Origin of the sequence: Shinella curvata, assembly GCF_022899935.1 — a bacterium.
In the GTDB taxonomy this organism is placed as follows: Bacteria; Pseudomonadota; Alphaproteobacteria; order Rhizobiales; family Rhizobiaceae; genus Shinella; species Shinella curvata.
Map to the genome: position 1 here is coordinate 616,670 of NZ_JALJCJ010000001.1, position 22,556 is coordinate 639,225.

The 22,556-nt window shown below is 62.0% G+C and carries 25 protein-coding genes and 1 tRNA gene; 15 read left to right on the plus strand and 11 right to left on the minus strand.

The window, feature by feature from the left end; genetic code table 11:
- The first annotated feature begins 2 nt into the window (after positions 1-2).
- Positions 3-698 (plus strand): corrinoid protein, encoded by a 696-nt coding sequence (locus MUU55_RS02980; RefSeq protein ID WP_069058441.1) that lies wholly within the window; start codon positions 3-5, stop codon positions 696-698.
- 52 nt (positions 699-750) lie between these two features.
- Here MUU55_RS02980 and MUU55_RS02985 read toward each other — a convergent pair whose 3' ends face one another.
- Positions 751-909 (minus strand): entericidin domain-containing protein, encoded by a 159-nt coding sequence (locus MUU55_RS02985; protein ID WP_244759271.1) that lies wholly within the window; start codon positions 907-909, stop codon positions 751-753.
- A gap of 17 nt (positions 910-926) precedes the next feature.
- Between MUU55_RS02985 and MUU55_RS02990 the strand changes: the two genes are divergently transcribed.
- The 10 genes from MUU55_RS02990 (at position 927) to MUU55_RS03035 (ending at position 8,928) form a co-directional block, all read left to right on the plus strand.
- A complete protein-coding gene (locus MUU55_RS02990) occupies positions 927-1,568 on the plus strand; it encodes a DUF1638 domain-containing protein (RefSeq protein ID WP_244759272.1) in 642 nt (213 codons plus the stop codon).
- A gap of 101 nt (positions 1,569-1,669) precedes the next feature.
- Positions 1,670-2,452 carry a formyl transferase gene (locus MUU55_RS02995; protein WP_244759273.1) on the plus strand — a complete coding sequence of 261 codons (783 nt, stop codon included), beginning with the start codon at positions 1,670-1,672 and terminating at the stop codon, positions 2,450-2,452.
- 108 nt (positions 2,453-2,560) lie between these two features.
- Positions 2,561-2,863 (plus strand): virulence factor, encoded by a 303-nt coding sequence (locus MUU55_RS03000; protein ID WP_244759274.1) that lies wholly within the window; start codon positions 2,561-2,563, stop codon positions 2,861-2,863.
- On the plus strand, positions 2,856-3,443 hold the full coding sequence (locus tag MUU55_RS03005; RefSeq protein WP_244759275.1) for a methylenetetrahydrofolate reductase C-terminal domain-containing protein: 588 nt from the start codon (positions 2,856-2,858) through the stop codon (positions 3,441-3,443). The genes MUU55_RS03000 and MUU55_RS03005 overlap by 8 nt, the downstream gene beginning before the upstream one ends.
- Positions 3,444-3,446: 3 nt before the next feature.
- Positions 3,447-4,541, plus strand: coding sequence for a methylenetetrahydrofolate reductase (locus MUU55_RS03010; RefSeq protein WP_244759276.1), 1,095 nt, complete (start codon positions 3,447-3,449; stop codon positions 4,539-4,541).
- A 91-nt stretch (positions 4,542-4,632) separates the two neighbouring features.
- Positions 4,633-5,601, plus strand: coding sequence for a methyltetrahydrofolate cobalamin methyltransferase (locus MUU55_RS03015; protein ID WP_244759277.1), 969 nt, complete (start codon positions 4,633-4,635; stop codon positions 5,599-5,601).
- Between the two features lies 1 nt (position 5,602).
- Positions 5,603-5,926, plus strand: coding sequence for a hypothetical protein (locus MUU55_RS03020; RefSeq protein ID WP_244759278.1), 324 nt, complete (start codon positions 5,603-5,605; stop codon positions 5,924-5,926).
- A 33-nt stretch (positions 5,927-5,959) separates the two neighbouring features.
- The gene (locus MUU55_RS03025) at positions 5,960-8,032 is read left to right on the plus strand and encodes an ASKHA domain-containing protein (RefSeq protein WP_244759279.1); all 2,073 of its coding nucleotides are present in this window, start codon (positions 5,960-5,962) and stop codon (positions 8,030-8,032) included.
- A 170-nt stretch (positions 8,033-8,202) separates the two neighbouring features.
- On the plus strand, positions 8,203-8,511 hold the full coding sequence (locus tag MUU55_RS03030) for a hypothetical protein (protein ID WP_244759280.1): 309 nt from the start codon (positions 8,203-8,205) through the stop codon (positions 8,509-8,511).
- A gap of 12 nt (positions 8,512-8,523) precedes the next feature.
- Positions 8,524-8,928: a hypothetical protein gene (locus MUU55_RS03035; RefSeq protein WP_244759281.1), complete on the plus strand. Its 405-nt coding sequence runs from the start codon at positions 8,524-8,526 to the stop codon at positions 8,926-8,928.
- Positions 8,929-8,962: 34 nt separating this feature from the next.
- Here MUU55_RS03035 and MUU55_RS03040 read toward each other — a convergent pair whose 3' ends face one another.
- Complete coding sequence (locus MUU55_RS03040) at positions 8,963-9,880, minus strand: LysR family transcriptional regulator (RefSeq protein ID WP_244759282.1); 918 nt, start codon at positions 9,878-9,880, stop codon at positions 8,963-8,965.
- A 116-nt stretch (positions 9,881-9,996) separates the two neighbouring features.
- Here MUU55_RS03040 and MUU55_RS03045 point away from each other — a divergent pair, with 116 nt between their 5' ends.
- Positions 9,997-10,215, plus strand: coding sequence for a hypothetical protein (locus MUU55_RS03045; protein WP_244759283.1), 219 nt, complete (start codon positions 9,997-9,999; stop codon positions 10,213-10,215).
- Positions 10,216-10,322: 107 nt separating this feature from the next.
- Positions 10,323-10,526 (plus strand): hypothetical protein, encoded by a 204-nt coding sequence (locus MUU55_RS03050; protein WP_244759284.1) that lies wholly within the window; start codon positions 10,323-10,325, stop codon positions 10,524-10,526.
- 94 nt (positions 10,527-10,620) lie between these two features.
- Here the strand turns inward: MUU55_RS03050 and MUU55_RS03055 are convergent, their stop codons facing one another.
- Positions 10,621-11,214, minus strand: coding sequence for a GNAT family N-acetyltransferase (locus MUU55_RS03055; RefSeq protein WP_244759285.1), 594 nt, complete (start codon positions 11,212-11,214; stop codon positions 10,621-10,623).
- A 297-nt stretch (positions 11,215-11,511) separates the two neighbouring features.
- Here MUU55_RS03055 and MUU55_RS03060 point away from each other — a divergent pair, with 297 nt between their 5' ends.
- Positions 11,512-12,519, plus strand: a complete 1,008-nt coding sequence (locus MUU55_RS03060) for a GlxA family transcriptional regulator (RefSeq protein ID WP_117366400.1) — start codon at positions 11,512-11,514, stop codon at positions 12,517-12,519.
- A 40-nt stretch (positions 12,520-12,559) separates the two neighbouring features.
- Here MUU55_RS03060 and MUU55_RS03065 read toward each other — a convergent pair whose 3' ends face one another.
- The 7 genes from MUU55_RS03065 to hmgA form a co-directional block, all read right to left on the minus strand.
- A complete protein-coding gene (locus MUU55_RS03065) occupies positions 12,560-13,804 on the minus strand; it encodes a GGDEF domain-containing response regulator (RefSeq protein ID WP_244759286.1) in 1,245 nt (414 codons plus the stop codon).
- 220 nt (positions 13,805-14,024) lie between these two features.
- On the minus strand, positions 14,025-14,852 hold the full coding sequence (locus MUU55_RS03070; RefSeq protein WP_244759287.1) for a response regulator: 828 nt from the start codon (positions 14,850-14,852) through the stop codon (positions 14,025-14,027).
- A 186-nt stretch (positions 14,853-15,038) separates the two neighbouring features.
- Positions 15,039-15,302 (minus strand): hypothetical protein, encoded by a 264-nt coding sequence (locus tag MUU55_RS03075; RefSeq protein ID WP_244759288.1) that lies wholly within the window; start codon positions 15,300-15,302, stop codon positions 15,039-15,041.
- Between the two features lie 133 nt (positions 15,303-15,435).
- On the minus strand, positions 15,436-17,946 hold the full coding sequence (locus MUU55_RS03080; protein ID WP_244759289.1) for a mechanosensitive ion channel family protein: 2,511 nt from the start codon (positions 17,944-17,946) through the stop codon (positions 15,436-15,438).
- Between the two features lie 171 nt (positions 17,947-18,117).
- Positions 18,118-18,675: a DUF924 family protein gene (locus MUU55_RS03085; protein WP_244759855.1), complete on the minus strand. Its 558-nt coding sequence runs from the start codon at positions 18,673-18,675 to the stop codon at positions 18,118-18,120.
- Positions 18,676-18,861: 186 nt separating this feature from the next.
- Positions 18,862-20,124: a fumarylacetoacetase gene (gene fahA, locus MUU55_RS03090; RefSeq protein ID WP_244759290.1), complete on the minus strand. Its 1,263-nt coding sequence runs from the start codon at positions 20,122-20,124 to the stop codon at positions 18,862-18,864.
- A gap of 100 nt (positions 20,125-20,224) precedes the next feature.
- Positions 20,225-21,583, minus strand: coding sequence for a homogentisate 1,2-dioxygenase (hmgA, locus tag MUU55_RS03095; protein WP_244759856.1), 1,359 nt, complete (start codon positions 21,581-21,583; stop codon positions 20,225-20,227).
- 159 nt (positions 21,584-21,742) lie between these two features.
- Between hmgA and MUU55_RS03100 the strand changes: the two genes are divergently transcribed.
- Positions 21,743-22,168: a MarR family winged helix-turn-helix transcriptional regulator gene (locus MUU55_RS03100; protein ID WP_244759291.1), complete on the plus strand. Its 426-nt coding sequence runs from the start codon at positions 21,743-21,745 to the stop codon at positions 22,166-22,168.
- 242 nt (positions 22,169-22,410) lie between these two features.
- On the opposite strand, the gene MUU55_RS03105 is transcribed toward MUU55_RS03100, so the two are convergent.
- Positions 22,411-22,486, minus strand: a tRNA-Lys gene (locus tag MUU55_RS03105).
- Positions 22,487-22,556: the final 70 nt, after the last annotated feature.

The following is a 22,556-nucleotide window of genomic DNA, read 5'->3' on the forward strand; positions in this document are numbered from 1 at the left end:
TCATGTCTGACGACGAAATCATTCTCGCCGATCTCTCCGACGAAGAGCTTGTGCAGCAGATGCACGACGACCTCTACGACGGCCTCAAGGAGGAGATCGAAGAGGGCACCAATATCCTGCTCGAGCGCGGCTGGGCTCCCTATGACGTACTGACGCAGGCGCTCGTCGAAGGCATGCGCATCGTCGGCGTCGACTTCCGCGACGGCATCCTCTTCGTTCCGGAAGTTCTGCTTTCGGCAAACGCCATGAAGGCCGGCATGTTCATCCTGCGTCCGCTTCTCGCCGCCACCGGCGCGCCGAAGCAGGGCAAGATGGTCATCGGCACCGTCAAGGGCGACATCCACGACATCGGCAAGAACCTCGTCGGCATGATGATGGAAGGCGCCGGCTTCGACGTCATCGACCTCGGCATCAACAACCCGGTCGAAAACTACCTGGAAGCCATCGAGCGCGAGCAGCCCGACATTCTCGGCATGTCCGCACTGCTCACGACCACCATGCCCTATATGAAGGTCGTCATCGACACGATGAAGGAAAAGGGCCTGCGCGACGATTACGTCGTTCTCGTCGGCGGCGCGCCGCTCAACGAGGAATTCGGTAAGGCCGTCGGTGCAGATGCCTACTGCCGCGACGCGGCCGTCGCCGTGGAAACCGCCAAGGAATTCATGAAGCGCAAGCACAACATGCTTGCCGGCTGATCATGACATTCGACGGCGCCGGTCTTGAATCGGCGCCGTCGGCTTACGACTTTTAGTTTGCAGCGTTTTCGACGCTGCGGCCGGCATCCTGCGTCGCGTCTACGGCATTGGCCGTATCCTTGCCCATACCGCGAATGGTGTTGCCGCAAGCGCTGAGCGCGACAAGTGCTGCGAGAACGATGCTGATCTTGGTCAGGTGTGTCCCAGTCATGGTCGGAGTCCCTCTTCATGGATGTGGTTGACGCAGAACTTCAGCTTGGAAGTCCAAGCCCTGAACGCACGAAAGCAGAAAAGGTTCGCGTGATCGCCTGTGGCGCCATCGCCCGCGAGGTGTTGGCCATTCGCGACACCAACGCCCTCTCCCATATCGACCTCCAGTGTCTTCCCGCAATCTGGCACGCCCATCCGGAAAAGATCGCCCCCGGCGTGGAGCAGGCGATTGCCGAGGCACGGGCGGAGGGCTTTTCGCGCATCTTCGTGGCATACGCCGATTGCGGCACGGGCGGCCTGCTCGACAAGGTCTGCGAACGTGAAGGCGTCCAGCGCATCGCCGGACCGCACTGTTACTCCTTCTTTGCCGGCAACGAGGCCTTTGCGGCGAAGGACGACGACGTCACCTCCTTCTTCCTCACCGATTTCCTTGCCCGCCAGTTCCGCGCCTTCGTCATCGAGCCACTCGGTCTCGACCGGCACCCGCAGCTGAAGGACATGTATTTCGGCAATTACACCAAGGTCGTCTATCTCTCGCAGATCGAGGACGAAGGCCTGCAGCAGAAGGCGAAGGACGCCGCCGATTATCTCGGCCTCGCCTATGAATACCGCTTCACCGGTTATGGCGACCTGACGGGCGAACTGCTCAGGGCGCGCTGACTAACCAATCCTTAGCCTTGCCCGCAAGTTCCGCTGCCACGCTTACCGCTTCCTAAAGCCTGCCCGCAATGATGCGCGCAAGATATCGGCGGGGCCTGCTTATGACGAATTTCGAGACGCGGACGGAAACGGTGGTGATGCTGATCCAACCCGGCCAGAATCCGGAAATCGTCGTCAATGCCGTAAAACCGGCCTTCCCGAACCTCGTGGTCATCGAGGAACAGCCCGAATCGAAAAAACTCTTCATCATCAGGCGGGCGAAGAAACTCGGCTGGGTGCAAGCGCTTGGTCAGCTCGCAACCATGGTGGTCTCCAAATACGGCAAGCGTTTCACGACGAAGCGCGCTGAGGAAATCCGCGAGCAATTCGGCCTAAGTGCCACTCTCGACTCGACAATCCCCCGGATCGCCGTTTCCTCTGCGAACAGCCCGGAGCTTTTGAAGATACTCGCCGACATGCGTCCGTCCGCGCTGCTTCTCTTCAGCTGTCGCATGCTGAAGGGCGAGACGCTGGCGGCAATTTCCTGCCCCGTCCTCAATTTTCACGCCGGCATCAATCCGCAATATCGCGGCCTGCAGGGAGGCTATTGGTCACGCATAGAGCGCGACGAAGAGAACTTCGGCGGAACGGTGCATCTCGTCGATGCCGGCGTCGATACCGGCGACACGCTCTACCAGCAGCGCATCCGGCCTTCCAAACGCGACACGATGCACACCTATCCGCTTCTCCAGACGGCCGCATCGACCGGTATCATCGTCAAAGCCTTGGAGGATGCCGTCACCGGAAACCTCAAGCCCTTGAAAATAGCCGCACCCTCGCGACAATGGTATCATCCGCCAATCTGGACATGGATCTGGAACGGCGCGACCCGCGGCATCTGGTAAATCCTCTGGACAGTCAAATCCCGCGTCGTTTTTAAGCATGGGGCAGTCGTGGCGAGTGCAGCCCGCGACGCAGCCACACAGCATTGTCAAGGCGAGGAGAAATTTGACATGGCAGACCGCATCATCGTCTACTGGCGCGACATCCCCGCCCAGGTCATCATCAAGAAGGGCCGCACGAACGCCAAGCGGGAGCTCTCGCTGCGCTTCACCGAGGCGATCGACATGTGCGCCATGCGCACCGGCGCGGCCGAGACGGACGACTACCTCGCCGAATGGCGCAAGGCCGAGCCGACGCCGGTTTCCGACGATCTCGAAGTGGAAGCCGACAAGGCCGCCGCCGAACTCGAAGCCGCCTATGACCGCGAGCGCCTCGTCGCTCTCGTCAAGGCCGGAGGCCGCGAGAATGGCTGACGCCGTCCAGAAACCCGGCAATGCCGCGCCCGCCAAGAAGGCCGCCACCGGCGCCTTCACGCCGGCGGGCGTCTCGCCGAACCGTCGTTCGCGTCACAAATACACGATCCGCCTCTGGGCCGTGCGCAACTCCCGCTTCTTCGAGTGGTTCTATCATCGCTTCGCCGAAGTCTTTCTTCTTCTGCATCCCGTCTGGAAGCTCTTCGGCTACCAGCGCGTCGAGCGCCCCATCACCTTCGTCGAAAAGCATGTGAAGGGCTTTCTCTTCGACTGTCGCATGTGCGGCCAGTGCGCGCTGTCATCGACGGGCATGTCCTGCCCGATGAACTGTCCAAAGCAGCTGCGCAACGGCCCCTGCGGCGGCGTGCGTGCCAATGGCAATTGCGAAGTCGAACCGGATATGCCCTGCGTCTGGGTCCAGGCCTGGAAGGGCTCCCAGAACATGGCGAAGGGTGATGCGATCATGAACGTGCAGAAGCCGGTGAACCAGTCGCTGCGCGAAACCTCCTCCTGGCTGCGCGTGACGGCCGAAGCCGCCGCGGCCAGGGAAACGGCAGCCAATGCCGGAAAGGACGCCTGAGCCATGGCGCATCTCGATGAAAACCCGCTTGGCCCGCATCTGCCGCTCGATCCCCTGCCCGGCCACTCCTCCATGGGCCGGCTGGAACGCGTACTGCGCCGCGGCGAATTCGCAGTCACGACGGAACTGAACCCGCCCGACAGCGCCAATCCGGAAGACGTCTATGAGCGCGCCGCAATCTTCGACGGCTGGGTCGACGGTATCAACGCGGTGGATGCCTCCGGCGCCAACTGCCACATGTCCTCCGTCGGCATCTGCGCGCTTCTGACGCGCATGGGCTATGCGCCGATCATGCAGATCGCCTGCCGCGACAAGAACCGCATCGCCATCCAGGGCGACGTGCTGGGTGCCGCCGCCATGGGCGTCTGCAACATCATGTGCCTGACCGGCGACGGTGTGCAGGCCGGCGATCAGCCGGGCGCGAAGCCCGTCTTCGACCTCGACTGCATGTCGCTGCTCGAAACCGTGCGCATCATGCGCGACAATTCGAAGTTCCTCTCCGGCCGCAAACTGACGACGCCGCCCAAAGTCTTCCTCGGCGCGGCGATCAACCCCTTCGCCCCGCCTTACGACTTCCGCCCCTACCGCCTTGCCAAGAAGATCGAGGCCGGCGCGCAGTTCGTGCAGAGCCAGTATTGCTTCGACGTGCCGATGTTCCGCGAATATATGAAGAAGGTGCGCGACCTCGGCCTACACGAGAAATGCTATATCCTCGTCGGTGTCGGCCCGATGGCCTCCGCCAAGACGGCGAAATGGATCCGCTCCAACGTGCCGGGCATCCACATTCCCGATTCCGTCATCGCGCGCCTCGAAGGCGCGCAGGACCAGAAGAAGGAAGGCAAGCAGCTCTGCATCGACATCATCAACGAGGTGAAGGAGATCGAGGGCGTTTCCGGCATTCACGTCATGGCCTACCGCCAGGAAGAATATGTCGCAGAGATGGTGCATGATTCCGGCGTGCTGAAGGGCCGCCAGCCCTGGAAGCGCGAGCCGAACCCGGTCGACCAGCTGGTTGCCGAACGCATCGAGGCAGCCCGCAGCGGCCAGCAGCAGGATCAGCAGCAGCTCGCCGAAAAGGCAGCGCAGCACCCCCATTGATTTCGCCTGCCGGCGCACGCCGGCACGCAACTTGTAACACCGGAAATCGCGCGCTAGATCAGCTTCAGCGCCCTGCCCCAGAGGACCTTATATGACCCGCACCATCGTCGCCTCGGCCACCCGCGAAATCGTCATCGGTTTCGACCAGCCCTTCTGCGTGATCGGCGAACGCATCAACCCGACCGGCCGCAAGAAGCTGGCCGCGGAAATGCAGGCCGGCAATTTCGACACCGTCATCAAGGACGCGCTGGAACAGGTCGCCGCCGGTGCAACGATGCTCGACATCAATGCGGGCGTGACCTCGGTCAACCCGAACGAGACCGAGCCGGGCCTGCTCGTGCAGACGCTGGAAATCGTCCAGGGCCTCGTCGATATCCCGCTTGCGATCGACTCGTCGGTGACGGCCGCCATCGAGGCCGGCCTCAAGGTTGCCAAGGGCCGCCCGCTGGTCAACTCGGTCACGGGTGAGGAAGAAAAGCTCGAAGCGATCCTGCCGCTCGTCAAGAAGTACAACGTGCCCGTCGTCGCCATTTCCAACGACGAGACGGGCATTTCGATGGACCCGGACGTCCGTTTCGCCGTCGCCAAGAAGATCGTCGAGCGCGCTGCCGACTACGGCATTCCGGCGCATGACATCGTTGTCGACCCGCTGGTCATGCCGATCGGCGCGCTGGGCGATGCCGGCCGCCAGGTCTTCCAGCTGCTCTATCGCCTGCGCAACGAGCTGAAGGTCAACACGACCTGCGGCCTGTCCAACATCTCCTTCGGCCTGCCGCACCGTCACGGCATCAATGCCGGCTTCATCCCGATGGTCATCGGCGCCGGCATGACGTCGGCCATCATGAACCCCTGCCGCCCGCAGGAAATGGAAGCCGTGCGCGCCGCAAACGTGTTGAACGGCACGGACTCCAACTGCACCAACTGGATCATGACCTACCGCGATCACAAGCCCGCCGAAGGCGGCGCACCGGCTGCTGCTGCAGCGGCAGCGCCTGCTGCCGGCGGTGGCCGCCGCGGCGGTCGTGCAGCCCGCGCCGGTGCCGGCGCGAAGGCGGAATAACGTGGCCGGCGGGCGCCAGTTTCGCCGCGACGCCTTCAGCCTCTGGCTGGAGGCGCCCCTCGTGATCGCCATGCGCTGTCAGGAGATGGGGTTTGCGGCCCTGACAGGCTCGACGCAGAACACGACCGAGATGACCCGGATGGTCACCGAAAAGATGGCTGCCGCGACGGAGAGCGTCGTGGCGGCCAATTTTGCTTTGGCGAAGGCCGTGATGACGGCCGCTTCGCCGGAGACGACCGCGCGGGCCGTATCGACGGCCGCACTGAAGCCCTATGGCAAGCGCGTGCGCAGCAATGTGCGCAGGCTTGCGAAGAAGAAGACGTGAGGCGGCCCCGCCGCCAGTGGAAAGAACGATCCGATGCGCATTGAAGGTGAGAGCGAGACCAATATGACGGAAGCTTCGGCCAAGGAACCGCTGGTCCTCTTCATGCCCTCCGGCAAGCGCGGCCGCTTCCCGGTCGGGACCCCTGTGCTGGAAGCCGCACGCAAACTCGGCGTTTACGTCGAGAGCGTCTGCGGCGGTCGCGCGACCTGCGGGCGCTGTCAGATCGAGGTGCAGGAAGGCAATTTCGCCAAGCACAAGATCGTTTCCTCCAACGATCACATTTCCGCGCGCGGCCCGAAGGAAGAGCGCTACGACAAGGTGCGCGGCCTGCCGGAAAACCGCCGCCTGTCCTGTTCGGCGCTCATCCAGGGCGATCTCGTCATCGACGTGCCGCAGGATACCGTGGTTAATGCGCAGGTCGTGCGAAAGGCCGCGACAGACCGCGTCATCGAGCGCAACGCCGCCGTCCAGCTCTGCTATGTCGAGGTGGACGAGCCCGACATGCACAAGCCGCTCGGCGACCTCGACCGCCTGAAGGTCATGCTGGAAAAGGACTGGGGCTGGAAGGATCTGCTGATCGCCCCCCATTTGATCCCACAAATCCAGTCCATCCTGCGCAAGGGCAACTGGGGCGTCACCGCCGCCATTCACCGCGATATGGACAGTTCGCGTCCCTTCATTGTCGGCCTCTGGCCGGGCCTCAAGAACGAGGCCTATGGCATCGCCTGCGATATAGGCTCGACGACCATCGCCATGCATCTCGTCTCGCTGCTGTCGGGCCGCATCGTCGGCTCCTCCGGCACCTCGAACCCGCAGATCCGCTTCGGCGAAGACCTGATGAGCCGCGTCTCCTATGTCATGATGAACCCGGACGGTCGGGAAGCCATGACCAAGGCGGTGCGTGAGGCGGTCAACGGCCTGATCGGCAAGGTCTGCGCCGAGGGCGAGGTCGATCGGCACGATATTCTCGACATGGTCTTCGTCGCCAACCCCATCATGCATCACCTCTTCCTCGGCATCGACCCGACGGAACTCGGCCAGGCGCCCTTCGCGCTCGCCGTCTCCGGCGCGCTGCAATACTGGGCGCATGAGCTGGATATCGAGGTGAACCGTGGCGCGCGGCTCTATACGCTCCCCTGCATCGCCGGCCATGTCGGCGCGGATGCGGCGGGTGCCACGCTTTCGGAAGGCCCTTACCGGCAGGATCGCATGATGCTGCTGGTCGACGTCGGCACCAATGCGGAAATCGTACTCGGCAACCGCCAGCGTGTGGTCGCGGCTTCCTCGCCGACCGGCCCCGCCTTCGAAGGCGCGGAAATCTCCTCCGGCCAGCGTGCCGCGCCTGGCGCGATCGAGCGCGTGCGCATCGATCCCGTCACGCTGGAGCCGAAATTCCGCGTCATCGGCGTCGAAAAATGGTCTGATGAAGAGGGCTTTGCCGAACAGGCGGCCACTGTGGGCGTCACCGGCATCTGCGGCTCGGCGATCATCGAGGTCGTCGCGGAAATGTACCTTGCCGGCGTCATCTCCGAAGACGGCGTGGTCGATGGTTCGATGGCGGAGAAGAGCCCGCGCATCCTGCAGAACGGCCGCACCTTCTCCTACCTGCTGCATGACGGCGAGCCGCGCATCACCGTGACGCAGAACGACATCCGCGCCATCCAGCTCGCCAAGTCGGCGCTCTATGCCGGCATCAAGCTGCTCATGGAAAAGCAAGGCGTCGACCATGTCGATACGATCCGCTTCGCCGGGGCCTTCGGCTCGTTCATCGATCCGAAATACGCCATGGTGCTCGGCCTGATCCCGGACTGTGACCTCGACGAGGTGAAGGCGGTCGGCAATGCCGCCGGCACGGGCGCGCTGATGGCGCTGCTCAACCGCGATCATCGCCGCGAGATCGAACGGACCGTCGCCCATATCGAGAAGATCGAGACGGCGCTGGAGCCGAACTTCCAGCAGCTCTTCGTCAATGCCATGGCGATGCCGAACAAGGTCGATCCCTTCCCGGAACTCGCTAAGGTCGTCGCCCTGCCGGAACGCAAGGTGCTGTCGGATGATGGCGGTGGCGAAGGTGGTGGCCGCCGCCGGCGCCGCAGCCGCGAATAGTCCCGCGGCCACCGGCCGCGGTTACCATATCCATAAACCACCCCGACAAAATCCCTTTTGTTTCCGGCGGTTTATCGGCAATGTGCGCGAATAGGACGAGGGTTTCACCCGTCGATACCACATCGATCGCGTGATCCCTCGCCATTCCTCCAGCGCACGAAAGCCGCTTCATGCCGCTCGCCCGCCTTGTCGCCGCCAGCCTGCTCTTTTTTGCTGTCGCAACAACGGCACGTGCGCAGGAGGATTATCCCTTTACCGGCGAGTGGGAATGCGACGGTGCACCCTTCGTCTTCACCTCGACCGTCTACAGCATCGGCGACGACAGCTATGATGCGCAGGAGGTCCAGGAAGGCTCTGACGGGTCCTATTCGCTGTTCCTGTCGGATGACGTCTACGTCACGCTTTCGGAGATCACGTCGGATACGCTGGACTTCTCCTCTTCGGAAAGCAGCCGTACCCTGAGCTGCCGCCGCTACTAAGGATCATTCGACATGAACAGCACCCGCCTTCTCGCCCTCGTCCTTTCGCTCGGCCTCGCCTCGCCGGCTCTTGCCGACAGCTATGCCGCCATCAGCAACACGGCCATGTCGATCACCGGCGATATCGAGTTCGACGACGACGGCATCACCTTCGAAAACGGCAAGAAGATCGAATTCGACGATCTCATCGGCGATACGTTCGTCGTGGATGGCAAGTCGGTGCCGGCGTCGGTCTATAGCGTGGCGGACCCGAAGGATCCGGTGCTTCTCAATGGCAACACGCTCTGCGGCGCGCCGGTCACCTATGTAGCCTCGTGGTCGGCCAGCAATGGCACCGATACGATCGTCGCCGTCTTCTCGACGGAAGACGCGCCTGAAGGCAGCGACGAGATGTGCGCGTCCTATACCTATGAATAGCGGAAAGCCGGGCGAACACCCGGCTCCTTGAACCTCAGCACGCGACCTGCAGCATGTCCATCGGCCGGCGCTCCATGCGGGCGAAGACCGTGCGGATATAGTCCGCCACGGCCTGCGCCGGCGCTTCCGCCTCATCATTGACGACAAGGCCGATATGGTAATGCCCAAGATCCGGCAGGCCGTCCTTTTCCCCCAGCGCCACCATGTCGTCGCCGATGAGGAAGCGGGCAAGCGGGGCGACGGCGAGATCAGCACGGATGGCCGCGCGCTGTCCCATATGGTGGGCACAGAAATAGGCGACGCGGAAATCGCGGCCTGAACGGCTCAGCTCCTCCAGCGCCTTGGCGCGCCAGATGCAGCCCTCCTCCCACACCGAAACCGGCAGCGGCGTCTTCAGATGCGCATTGCCACAGCTCTTGCCGGCCCAGACGAGCTGTTCCTTCAGCAGGATCTCACCGGGAACGGGAACCGTACCATCGGTCGCATTGAAGATCGCGAGATCGAGCCGCCTTTCGGCCACCGCACGGCGCAGGCTCGAGCTGTTCTCGATTGAGACGTTGACGGCAATGGACGGATAGCTCTCGGCAAAACGCTTCAACACCTCCGGCAGGATCAGTTCGCCGACATCATCGGGCGCACCGAGCCGCACGACACCGTTCATTTCCGGCATCATGAAGCGCGACACCGCCTCGTTGCTGAGCGCTATGAGGCGGCGCGCATAGGAGAGCAGCACCTCGCCGTGATGGGTCAGCACCACCGAACGCGCGTCACGACGGAAGAGCGAGCAGCCGAGCAATTCCTCCAGCTTCTTGATCTGCATGGACACCGCCGACGGCGTGCGATGCACCGTTTCGGCCGCCGTGGTGAAGTTGCCGGTCTCGGCGATCGCCACGAAGGTCTTGAGAATGTCGAGTTCCAAGAGCGGGAGCGTATGGCGCATCAGCAGATTCATGACGGATCTCCATGGATCAGAAATTCTGAAGCAAACTGTCACTTCATTTCGTTTGATTGAAATACAGGATAGGCGGATAGTCAATCTGCAAGCACACGAATGGAAGGAAAAACGCCATGAAAACGCAGAAAACCCATGCTGGCGGCGCCGATCTTGCCGTTCTCGCCCGTGGAAATGGATTCTACTACGCAATACGGCGCTTCGTTGGCGATGCGATCGAGGCCCGCCGCCGGCGCACCCTCGCTCACCACACCGCCGAAGAGCTGGCCCACCTGCCCGACTATCTCAAGCAGGATATCGGCTGGCCCACGCTTATCAAACATGAAGAACGTTGATTGATCCAATCAAATATATTCGTTTGATTGATGTTTAAGGCCGCGGCATAGTGACGATCAAGGTCGCGACCTTTCGAAACCTCCCAAGCTCGAAAGGAACCCTGAAAATGGCAATAGCATTGGATCATCGCCCGGTTCGGCGTGCCGCTGGCACCCCTGACGCCGGCAGCCTGTCGCATCTTCTCCGCGACGTCACCGAGCGTATCGTCTCCGCCTGGCAGCGCTATCGCGTGGAACGCGAACTGGAAAGCATGCCCTTCGACCTGCGCAAGGACATCGGTTTCCGTTCGTCGAACAAGACCACACGATGACGGAAGACTGTAACGGCGACATGCCGAACGACCACGACGCCACGAACCGCCGGACGTGACCTTCAAAAGTCTCTCCGGCGGTTTTCTTTTTGTCTCAGATCATCGGGATTGCAGGTGCGACCGTCTCCGGCAGGATACCCGTCAGCCGCGGATCGTCGAAAACCTCGATCTGGCGCCGCACGGGTGTGAAACCCGAGCGGATGTAGAAATCCAGCGCCTGGGGTGAATCGAGCGTGCAGGTATGCACCCAGAACCGCGTAAGCCCTTGCCGCGACCAGGCGCGCGCGATCGCCCGGTTCATCAGCCAGCGTCCCGTTCCCTTGCCAATGACGGCGGACGTCAGGCCGAAGAAGGCAAGTTCGCCAACCCCCTCCTCACGGAAATCGAGTTCCAGCAGCCCCTCGCCGCGCCCGTCCTTCATGACGGCATAGACCTCGACATCGGGGTGATGAATGATCGTCGCAAGATCGCTTTCCGGCATAGCGAGGCGCGAGGCCCATAGCCATTCGGTGCCGATGCGCCGGTAGAGATCGCGATACCACGCGATATCGACCTTTTCCATGCGCTGAAGTGTTATGCCCGGCTGCTCGGGATCAGCGCGACCAGTCGGCGGTGCAGACATTTCAAGGCAGGTCACCACGGCGGCGAGCTTGCCCGCCGGCACATCCGAATATCCATCTGGCAGCATTGCGTTCATCCTTCGAAAGTCCGTTCCGTATCTGGCCGCCAGGACACCTCTTGTCAAACGAGAACATCCGCGCGTTGCACGCTGCCAAACCTGTCGCAATCCGACGATGCCGCAAACGAAGTCGCAAATGTGCTGCAACGCACAATCGCCATACATTCGCCTGAAGGTCCTGACATATCAGCGATCCGAAGCCCAGATCAGTCGTAACTGTCCTCTTTCTTGTCGCAAAAGTACTAGCACGACGACTGTTCTCCCTGCGACCATCGTGACATTCCGGCCTCCAGCATGGACAGAGTGATGAACAAGCAAAACGTCAAGAAGCGCTCTCTCGTTTTCTTTCTCGTGCCCAACTTCTCCATGCTGCCTTTCTCGGCCGCCATCGAGACGCTGCGCATCGCCAACCGCATGCTCGGCTATGAAGCCTATACCTGGCGCCTCGCCTCCACCGACGGTCAGCAGGTTCTGTCGTCCAGCGGTATCGGCATCGAAGTGAACTCCTCGCTCGCCGACGAGCGCAAATATCTCGGCGGCGAAAACCGCCCCTCCATGGTGCTGGTCTGTTCGGGCATCTATGTCGAGGATTTCTCCAACAAGTCTGTCAATGCCTGGCTGCGCGAAGTCTATAACCGCGGCATCGCGGTCGGCTCGCTCTGTACCGGCGCCCATGTTCTCGCCCAGGCCGGCCTGCTCTCGGGCAAGCGCTGCGCCATCCACTGGGAGAACCTGCCCGGTTTCGCCGAGGCCTATCCGCAGGCCGACGTCTATGCCGACCTCTACGAGATCGACAGCAACATCTATACCTGCGCCGGCGGTACCGCCTCGCTGGACATGATGCTGAACCTGATCGATCAGGATTTTGGCGAAAACCTCGTCAACCGCGTCTGCGAACAGGCCCTTACCGACCGCGTGCGCGGCCCGCACGATCGCCAGCGCCTGCCGCTGCGCGCGCGCCTCGGCGTCCAGAACGCCAAGGTGCTGTCGATCATCGAACTGATGGAAGGCAACCTGTCCGAACCGCTGTCGCTGCTGGAGATCGCCGACAGCGCCGATCTCTCGCGCCGCCAGATCGAGCGCCTGTTCCGACAGGAAATGGGCCGCTCGCCAGCCCGCTATTATCTCGAAATCCGACTCGACCGGGCGCGGCACCTGCTCGTCCAGTCCTCGATGCCGGTGGTGGAAGTGGCGGTCGCCTGCGGCTTCGTCTCAGCCTCGCACTTCTCCAAGTGCTACCGCGAACTCTACAATCGCTCTCCCCAGCAGGAGCGTGCCGAACGCAAGCTGACGCTGTCGGCCATCGCACGCTAAGTCTTGAGGAAATGCAGCATCCCCGCCCCTTCGGCGGGGATCAGCTTGCCAAAGCGTTCATCAACGACAGTTCCGAGAACACCCGGTTCCGGCCGGCATGTTTTGCCATATAGAGGAACTGGTCGGCAGCATTCAGATAGTTGTCGAAGGTTTCGCGCTCGGCGATAACGGCAAGGCCAGCCGATACGGTGATGGTCAATGCCTCGCCATCGGCGATGATCGGCTGGGCCGCCAGCTCCTTGCGCAGCCCCTCGCAGTGATCGAGCGCCGCTTCCAATGACAGGCCGTGGAAGATGATGCCGAATTCCTCGCCGCCAAGGCGCGCCAGGAGATGGCGATCGTTCAGCCGATGCTTGAGGCGGCGAGCAACGGCCTTCAGCACGACGTCCCCCACCTCGTGGCCGTAGGTGTCGTTGAGACGCTTGAAGTGATCGATATCGAGGATGGCGATCGACATGGGTTCGCCACGGCGCACCGCCTGGTCGACCAGGCGCGGGCCGGCCTCGAAGAAGTAGCGGCGATTGTAGATATCGGTCAGATAGTCCCGCGCGGCGATGCGGTGCAGCGACTGGACGCGCTTCTGGATCGCGGCGACATGGAAGACCCGACTGTTGAACTCCTCCTCCAGGAAGGGCTTCTGGATATATTCGTCGCCGCCTGCGCGCAGGAACCGGGCCGCGACCATGCGATCCGTCGCGGTGGACAGGCCGACGACCCGCACCGTATCGTCGCCGTGACGCGCACGGATCTCGGCCAGCAACGCGAAACCGTCCATGTCGGCAAGGTCGAGATCACAGACGACCATGTCGATACCGCTGTTGGCATCCAGCGCCTCGAGCGCCTGCGCGCCGCCTAAGACGGCGGTGATCTGAAAACGCTGCTTGGCTATGAGATTTACCTGCCTCTGCAGGCTTTCAGGATCCGAATCGACAACGAGCACACGTGTCTTGCCGCTGGTGAGGATGCGGTCGACTGCAAGCACCAGCTGCTGCATGGCGGCAGGACTGTCCTTCACGACGTAATCGAGCACGTTCTTGGCAAGGATCTGGTCGCGCGTGGCATCGCTGAACGAGCCGGTGAAGACCAGCGGCGCGATCCCCTTGGAAATGACATAGTCGAGCGCTTCGCAATTGGGCGCGTCGGGAAGATTGAGGTCGAGAACCGCAAGCGCGAATTCCGGCGCTTCGGACTGGAAGATGGCCCGCACGGCCGCCATGCTCGGGCAGTGGGTGACCGAAAGACCGAGCTCCTTCTCCAGGCGATATTTGAGTGCCGTGGAAAACATGCGTGAATCTTCCACGAGCAGCACATGCTGGCCTGAATGGCGCAGAAATGCAGGCCCTCGTTGCGGAGTTGAATCCACGTCCACCCGTCCAGTATCCTGATCTTCTAGTTCCCGTCAGCGCGCATTACAAACCACTGGTTTTACCAAGTGGTTAATCCTGCGAGAAATATCTCACGCTACGTGAGGGACAGATCTGGGTGGAATTTGGATCAGGCCGGCTTCAGGCCGTCTGGCGCAGCCGGCTCGTCCTGATTTGGGTCAGGGTATCGAGGTTCTGGTTCACGCGGCAGTAGAACTCCTCGTCGATGAACGGCCGCATGATGAAGTCGTTGCCGCCAGCCTTCAGGAAGCGGGCGGACAGCAGCCGGTCCGTCGAGGAGGAAACGCCGATGATGCGCAGCTGGTGCGAGCCCGTCGTGCCGCGAACGCGACGCGTCAGTTCGAAGCCGTCGATGTCAGGCATGTTGTAGTCGGTGATCATCAGCGCGATATCCGGATTGTCCTTGAGCAGCGCGAGCGCCGTGGTGCCGTTCTCCGCAACGCTCACGCGGAAATTGTAGCGCTTGAGACGGGTCGAAAGCAGCGCGCGGGCCGTGGCGCTGTCATCGACGATGAGAACATGGTGCTGGTGATTGGTCAGGAAGCGGCAGACGGATTCCGCCAGCATATCGACAGCAAAGACGTTGTCTTTCAGGATATAGTCGACGATTTCCTTGGAAAGAAGCTGGTCGCGGGTCGTCTGCTGGAACGTTCCCGTGAAGACTATCGTGGGAATACTGAGATCGACGAGGTAGTTCAGCGCCTCGCCTTTTTCGGCGCCCGGCAGATTTATGTTCGAGATCGCCAGTGTGATCTTGTCGGTAGACTTATCATAGGCCAGTTCGAGCTCCTCGAAGCTGCGGCAAATCTCGACATCGATGTCGAAAAGCTCCTTCAACCGCTTCGAAATCATGGAAGTGAAGACATTCGAGTCCTCCGCAACAAGAATACGATGATGCGAGAGAGACGCGCCGGAATACTGCATCCCGGAAATGCCGATGAACGCCATGATATGCCTTCGTATTTGAATGTTCCCTACACTAATGGGTAGCGGCAACCCTTTGCGAAAGCGTTAAATTTAGAGAGCATGAAAACGCATGTCGGCGTTCCTTTGCTTCGTTCTTTTTCTCTGTCCAAAGAAGAACGGCGCGGAATTTCTTCCGCGCCGTGCTCGAGATGAACCGTCGTCGGACGCTTATTTTACGGAGGCCGAGCCGCCCTGGATCTCTACATTCTCGCCGCCGTTCAGCGCGATGCGGTCACCGTTCGGCAGGGTCACGAAACAGCCGGTGGGGCAGATCGTTTCGGTCGAGCCAGGTTCAAGCGCGATCTCGATCCGGCTGCCGCCTTCCACCACGACCAGAACCTGCGTGTCGGCGTCCTTGTTGGTGACGGTGGCAGCCATGGCCGGAGCGGTCATCGCAGCCGACACGAGCAGCATCATGATCATTCGCTTCATTTTCGCCCGGCGCCAAGCGCCGCCCCTGTTCACAAGCCCGGAAGAAACACTATCGTTCCTTCTGCGGATTTGCATCACGTTTTATGCGGGGGCGGCTGAATGCAGCGTGAATGCGGCATTCATGTGCCGGAAATCAGGCTTCCGGATCGTCCTGCGGTCTCGTACGCCGCCGCTTCGCGGCGGGCGGCCCCACCTTTTCCGTCGCCTGCTCAAGCAGCGAAGTAATGAGTGCGGCACCTTCCGGGGAAATCTTGATCGGCACTTCCGGTGCGGCCGGTCCACCGATGGCGATCTCTTCTGCGCGGAAACGTTCGAGAATGGCGCTACGAAGCTCCGATTTGACGCCCGTGCCATTGAGGATATCGGCAAGATATCCCCGCACCTCGAAATCCAGCGTCGTCGGCGAGAACGCCAGGAAGACGATCACCGGTTCGGGGTTGCGCAAGAGACCCTGCTGGTTGCGCACGACCTCGGTGAGAAGCTCCTGGATCCGCCGCGGGTCATTGCCGCCATGCACGCTGACGGCGACCTCGATGCGCCCGAGCTTGTTTCGATGTGTCCAGTTGCCCACCTGACCGTTGATCAACACGGAGTTCGGCACGATGACCGTCTGGCGCTGGAAGGTTTCAATCTCGGTGGCGCGCACGGAAATGCGGCGCACAAACCCTTCTGTCGTACCGGCGACCACCCAGTCCCCCACCTTGAACGGGCGCTCGGCAAGAAGGATAAGGCCGGAGACGAAATTCGAGACGATGTTCTGGAGGCCGAAACCGATACCGAGGGAGAGCGCACCGGCGACGAGCGCGAGACTGGACAGATTGATGCCCGCGGCCGATATGCCGACCAGTCCGGCAAGGGCCACGCCGGCATAGCCGACCGCCGTGCGCACGGAGTTGCGCACGCCCGCATCCACCTGGCTGCGCGCCAGCACATTGCCGTCGATCCATTTCTGGAACCACCGCGTGACGATGAACCCGAGCGCGAAGAGCACAATACCGGCGAGAATGCCGACCAGCGAGATCGTGATGCTGCCGATGCGGATTTCGGTAAAGATCCGGTAGGCCCAGGATTCGATATCCGCGACCTGGAAGCCCCATTGCAGAAGCACCAGTGGTACAAAGACAACGAAGATCAGGAGATAGATGGCAAGCCCGGCGGCAAGTCCGATCTGGTCGAGCGCCACCGGGCCGAGCCCGAAGCGCTCCTGCAGCCGCTTGCCGACGGTCGTCGCGCCAAAGGCGTCCGGCGCGGAGACGGCGCGTCCGGAAAGGAAGCCGATATACATCGTCACCACGATCGCGCCTGTCACCACGATCTGCGTTGCCACGAAGCGCGCCATGCCGACATAGCCGAGCAACGAAGAGAAGATGAGGCCGAGGCCGGTGAGAATGAGCAGCACGAAAATGGAGCGCGGCCATGGGTGGCCCGACGCATTGGGAGCCTCCCCCTGGTGCAGCACAGGCCGGATGAAGGCGGTCACGACCAGAAGCGCACCGATGATAAGCGAAGCGAAGAAGCTCTTGACGACTGTCAGGACGACGGGGGAGCCGAGCACTTCGCTGATCGAACCAAGGAAATAGTCTGCACCATTGACGAGGGCCATGCTGAAGACGCAGAGCCACAGCAGTTGCGCTCCCCGATCCGAGACCCGCATCAGGCGCCAGTGCCCGTCGGCGGGCGAGAGAACCGCATTGGCAAGCTGCGCGACGAAAGAGACCGCAACGACCACGCCGAGCGCGATCGCGACGAGCGGTGCAATGTCGGAGCGCAGAACGTTGAACGTGTCGAGGAAAAAGTAGCTCGCGCCGGCGAAAGCGGCTGCGGCCATGGTGGGCAGGATCGTTGACCAGAAGGCGACCGACAGGCGCGTGATGTAATGCGGCTTTTCCTGCTGCGCGGCGCGGGTGATATAGGGCGAGAACAGACGATAGCTGCCGGAGAGCAGCACGAGCGCGGCCATCAGCGAAAGAGCGACGGCGCCGAGGAGCTGCATCCGCTTGAACTTCCAGACAAACTGCAGCCAGGCCGTCACGGTGCGACCGAGCGTCGCCGTCTCGTTCATCACCGCGCCGGAAGCCTCGGCGAACAGCTCCGTATTGATCTCCGTGCGCTTCAGGATCGCTTCGGTGAACAGCTGCCGGCGGATTTCCGTGATGCGGTTGGAGAGCTTCGTCGCGTCGATGGAGAGGTTTTCCGCCTCGCCTGTCAGCGCATTGATCTCGTTGCGTTCGGCGGCAAGCTTCTGTCGCTCCTCCTTGACGACATCGGCCTCCGGCGGTGCACCTTCCGGCGGCGGATCGCCCAGTTCCGTCTGGCGCGCCTTGATGGCTTCAAGGCGCGGGCGTGTCGCGACCGAGATCGCTAGGATCGACCGGTTCAGCGTCTCCGCCTCCACCTTCAGCGCGACGAGGCGGGCGTCATCCTCCTTGGCATTGTCCACCCGCTCGCGAATGCCGTTAAGCTGCGCGCCCGCCTTGTCGAGATCGGCATTGGCCTGTTCGAGCTGTGTCGTCTCGGTGGCGGGCACGGCGGCGGTCTGCGCCGCGGCGGGCAATGCCGCAAGCAGGAGAACCGCAAGAAGGGCGGAGACGAAGCGGTGGATCGACAACAGGCCATCCTCGGTGAACAGAAACAGGCGACGCATCGCAACCAGGCGATTCCGTTCCCCTTCTAGCCATGATTGCGGCCATTTTAAACCGGCCGGCCCTCGTTGCCAGAGCATTTGAAGCCGAAGCGAATTCGCTTCGGCATCGCATAATGCGGTAAAAAGAAAACTCCAGAACAGGTCCGGTGAAGCGAAGTTCGCCGGTATGTTCTAGAAACCAGCCCCCGGCTCAGCGAGATAGGCAGCCTCCTCTTGCGTCGAAACCCGGCCGAGAAAGCCATTGCGATGCGGAAAGCGGCCGTATTTCGCGATGACATCGCGATGGCGCACGGCGTAGTCCAGATACATCTCGTCGCCATGCGCTTCGAAAAGCTGCACCGAAAGATCCTGTTCGGCAATATCCTCTGAATGTTCAAACGGCATGTAAAAGAAATGCCGACGGCCATAGTCGACACCCTTGTCGGCACCGGCTTCCAGCGCCAGACGCGCCTCCCGCCGGGCGATCCAGTCGGTGGCAAAGGCCATCGGCGAAGCGCGGTACATGTTGCGCGGCAGCTGATCGAGCACGATCAGCGCGGCCAGGCGCGCCTCTGGACTTGCCTGCCATTCGGCCGTCACCTCGCGGGAAAGCGCGAGATGGGTCACGGCAAACTGCTCGCGCACGCGTGCATCAAGCTCCGGGGTCGATTGCCACCAGTCTTTCACGGTCAGCGTCTCGCACCAATAGCCGACCACCTCCTGCGGGGTCCTGATCTTGCCGTCACTCATACGTGTCATCTCCATGCGTTTTCATCATCGCAATATGGTGGCGCGCCGGGGTGTGGCAAGGGGCGGCGTCGGCAAAGCATTTTTGGCGGCACCGGCAGCGGCGGGCAACGACAAGGCGCCAAACAACATTAGTGGCGAAAGGACAGCCGAATTACGCCATGAACCCAGTGGGAGATCCAACCGATCTCAGGCGATTTCATGCTCCGGCACAGGCTTGTCCGTTCCGGTAAGATGTCGCGCGCCCTCCTCGGCCGGCAGAATGCGGCCAATGCAGGGGCCGAAACCGATCCGGTATCCCTCGCCTTCGGCGAAGGCGTGGAGGCCGATCTCGTCGCCGTCCTGAATGAAGGTTCGTGGCGCGCCGTTCACCGTCACCGGCTCCTTGCCCCCCTCGGTCATCTCCAGAAGTGCGCCGGTCTGATCGGGGCTCGGTCCGGAGATGGTGCCGGATCCCAGGAGGTCGCCGATCCGCATCGGGCAACCCGATCCCGTATGATGGGCAAGCTGCTGCGCGCTCGAATAGTACATGACGTTATAGTTGGTGCGCGCCATTACCTGGCCGTTCATCGTCCAGCCGACCGTCAGGTCATAGAGACCTGGCTGCTTTTCCTGGAGATACGGGAGCAGCGGATTGACCCGCTCGGCCCCGGCGCAACGGAAGGGCTCGAGCGCGGCCTGCGTCACGATCCAGGGGCTGATTGTCGTGCCGAACGCCTTGGACTGGAACGGGCCGAGCGGCTGGTACTCCCAGGCCTGGATATCGCGTGCCGACCAGTCGTTCAGCAGCACGTAGCCGAAGATCATCTCCTCGGCCTCCTCGACGGTGAGCCGCTCCCCCATCCTGCTGTCCGCGCCGACGATCGCGCCGAGTTCGAGCTCAAGGTCCAGACGACGGCAGGCCATCCATTCCGGCCCGCTCTCGCCTCTGATCTGCCCCATCGGGCGGCGGATCGGCGTGCCCGAGACGACGATGGACGAGGCGCGTCCGTTATAGCCGATCGGCATGTGCGTCCATTGCGGCGGCAACGCATTGTCCGGCCCGCGAAACAGCACTCCAACGTTGAAGGCATGGTTTTTCGATGCGTAGAAATCGGTGAACTCGCTCACCCGGATCGGCAGATGCAGCGTGGCGCCGGCCATCGGCACCAGCGGCAGCGCACCGGCCGCGTCTTCGGCCAGAAGCGTGGTCAGCGCCGAACGCATCCCGGCCCATTTCACCCGCCCCAGCGCAATGAAATCGTTGAGCCGCGGGGCGGCGAAGGTTCCGCCGGCGTCGAGCAGCCCCTGCGCTTCACAAGCGGCCAGATCGAGGATCCGGTCCCCGATCGCCACACCGCGGCGCGGTGCGGTCCCGCCTGTCGAAAACACGCCGTAGGGCAGGTTCTGAATGGGAAAGTCGCAACCCGGCACGTTCGCGGACGCGACCCTGCTGCGCAGAGGCGTGGTCATGACTGTCTCCTCCCGATCGGTCCGCCCGGCCGCGCAAGCCTTTGCGCCACGCGCGCGGCGCGCTCCGGACCATTGCCGCCGCATCACGCAGCCGGCGATTTCACTTGATGCCGTGCTTGCCGTCGAACTTCTTCTCGAGGCGGTCCCAGACCTCGATATATTCCTGCTGCATCGGCGCTTCCTTCGCCGCGAATTCGGTCAGGTGCTGCGGGAAACGCGTTTCGAACATGAAGCTCATGGTTTCGTCCAGCTTCTCCGGTTTCAGCGCGGCATTCGAGGCGCCTTCGAAGGCATCCCGGTCCGGACCGTGCGGCAGCATGCAGTTGTGCAGGCTTATGCCGCCGGGCGCAAAACCCTGCGGCTTGGCGTCATAGACGCCGTAGATGTTGCCCATCAGCTCCGACATGATGTTCTTGTGATACCAGGGCGGCCGGAACGAATGCTCAGCGACCAGCCAACGCTCCCTGAACAGCACGAAATCGATGTTTGCCGTCCCCTCCTGTCCCGAGGGCGCCGTCAGGACCGTGAAGATCGACGGGTCCGGGTGGTCAAAGAGAATCGCCCCGACCGGCGAGTAGGTCCTGAGATCGTATTTGTAGGCGCAATAGTTGCCGTGCCAGGCGACGACGTCGAGCGGGCTATGATCGATCCAGGTCTCGTGGAACTGGCCGCACCATTTGATGATCACACGTGAGCGCACCTCGCGGTCCTCGAAGGCCGCCACCGGGCTCTTGAAATCGCGCGGATTGGCAAGGCAGTTGGCACCGATGGGGCCGCGACCCGGCAGCTCGAATTTTTGGCCGTAGTTTTCGCAGATGAAGCCGCGGCAAGGCCCTTCCAGCACTTCGACGCGATAGACGAGGCCGCGCGGCAGGATGGCGATCTCGCGAGGTTCGAGGTCGATGACGCCGAGTTCGGTGCAGAAACGCAGCCGGCCCTCCTGCGGCACGACCAGCAACTCGCTGTCGGCGGAAAAGAAATATTCGTCCTCCATCGAGCGGGTGACCAGATAGACGTGGCTTGCCATGCCGATCTGGATGTTCACGTCACCCGCCGTCGTCATGGTGCGCATGCCGGTAATCCAGGTCAGGTCCTCATCCTTCCCCGGCAGGGGAATCGGGTCCCAGCGATACTGGCCGAGGCTCATGATGTTCCGACGGTTGGGATCGTGCGGCAGGATGTTGGGCGCCGTCTTCCAATAGGGCACGTCGATCGCGCTGAAACGGCCGGTATGATGGACGGAGGGTCGAATGCGGTAACACCATGTCCGCTCGTTTTTGCCGCGCGGCGCGGTGAAGGCGGTGCCGGAGAGCTGCTCGGCATATAGGCCGTATTCGCATTTCTGCGGCGAGTTCTGGCCCTGCGGCAGAGCACCCGGCAAGGCCTCGGTCTCGAAATCGTTGCCGAAGCCGGGCATGTAACCCGCGACCGTACCGGTCGTGATCGCGGCGCGGACCATGCCCTGGGGCAAATCGTGCTTGGTCATCGGGATACCCTCCAATATCGTTGCCGTTGCAATGAAAATACCGTTGCGATTGCAACGATGTCAATCATTCGCCGTGAGGATTTGTTGTAAAAGCAATGATTGTCTGCTTTCCTGCGCTCCAAGGAGACGCCCATGTCATTCAACCTCGACCAGTTCCTGCCCTATCGGCTCAGCGTCGCCGCATCCCAGGTCAGTCGCCGCTTCGCTGCCCGCTACGAGACGGAGGCGGGCCTGACCATTCCCGAATGGCGGGTGCTGGCGCATCTGAACAAGTCCGGGCCGGTCAGCGTGCGCGACATCAATGCGCGCGTCAATCTCGACAAATCGATGGTCAGCCGGGCCGCCATGCGGCTGGAACAGGCCGGCTATCTGCGCAAATCCACGCACGACACCGATCTTCGGCTCGTCGTGCTGGAGCTGACCGAAAATGGCAGGGAATTAATGAAGCGCCTCGGTGTGATCGCGGAGGCCTTCCAGGAGGAGCTGCTGGCCGAACTTGGCGGTGATGCCCCGATCCTGCGTCGCGCATTGGAAGCAATGATTCGGCAGACCGAATGACCGTGCGACGCGTCACGACCTGCCCGGAATGCTGGTCGCTGCCGCATATGAGCATCTCGCCCAATACACAAAAGGGAAAGAGAACGCTGAGATTATTGGCCACACAGCGAATGGATAAATCGAGGCGCTGGCCTGAAACGCATCGACGCGGCCGATGCGTGCATTGAACAGAAAATGAAAGTGTAAAACTCTCGTTTTGCTGAAAGGCGCGGGTTGGTAGAAAACCGCTAAGTAGTTGTATTTGGTGGGTGATCACGGGCTCGAACCGTGGACCCGCTGATTAAGAGTCAGCTGCTCTACCAACTGAGCTAATCACCCACTTGACCGCTCCAGCGGTCTGACGGGGCGTATAAAGGCCTTCGCCGACCTTGTCTATACCGCGAGCGGA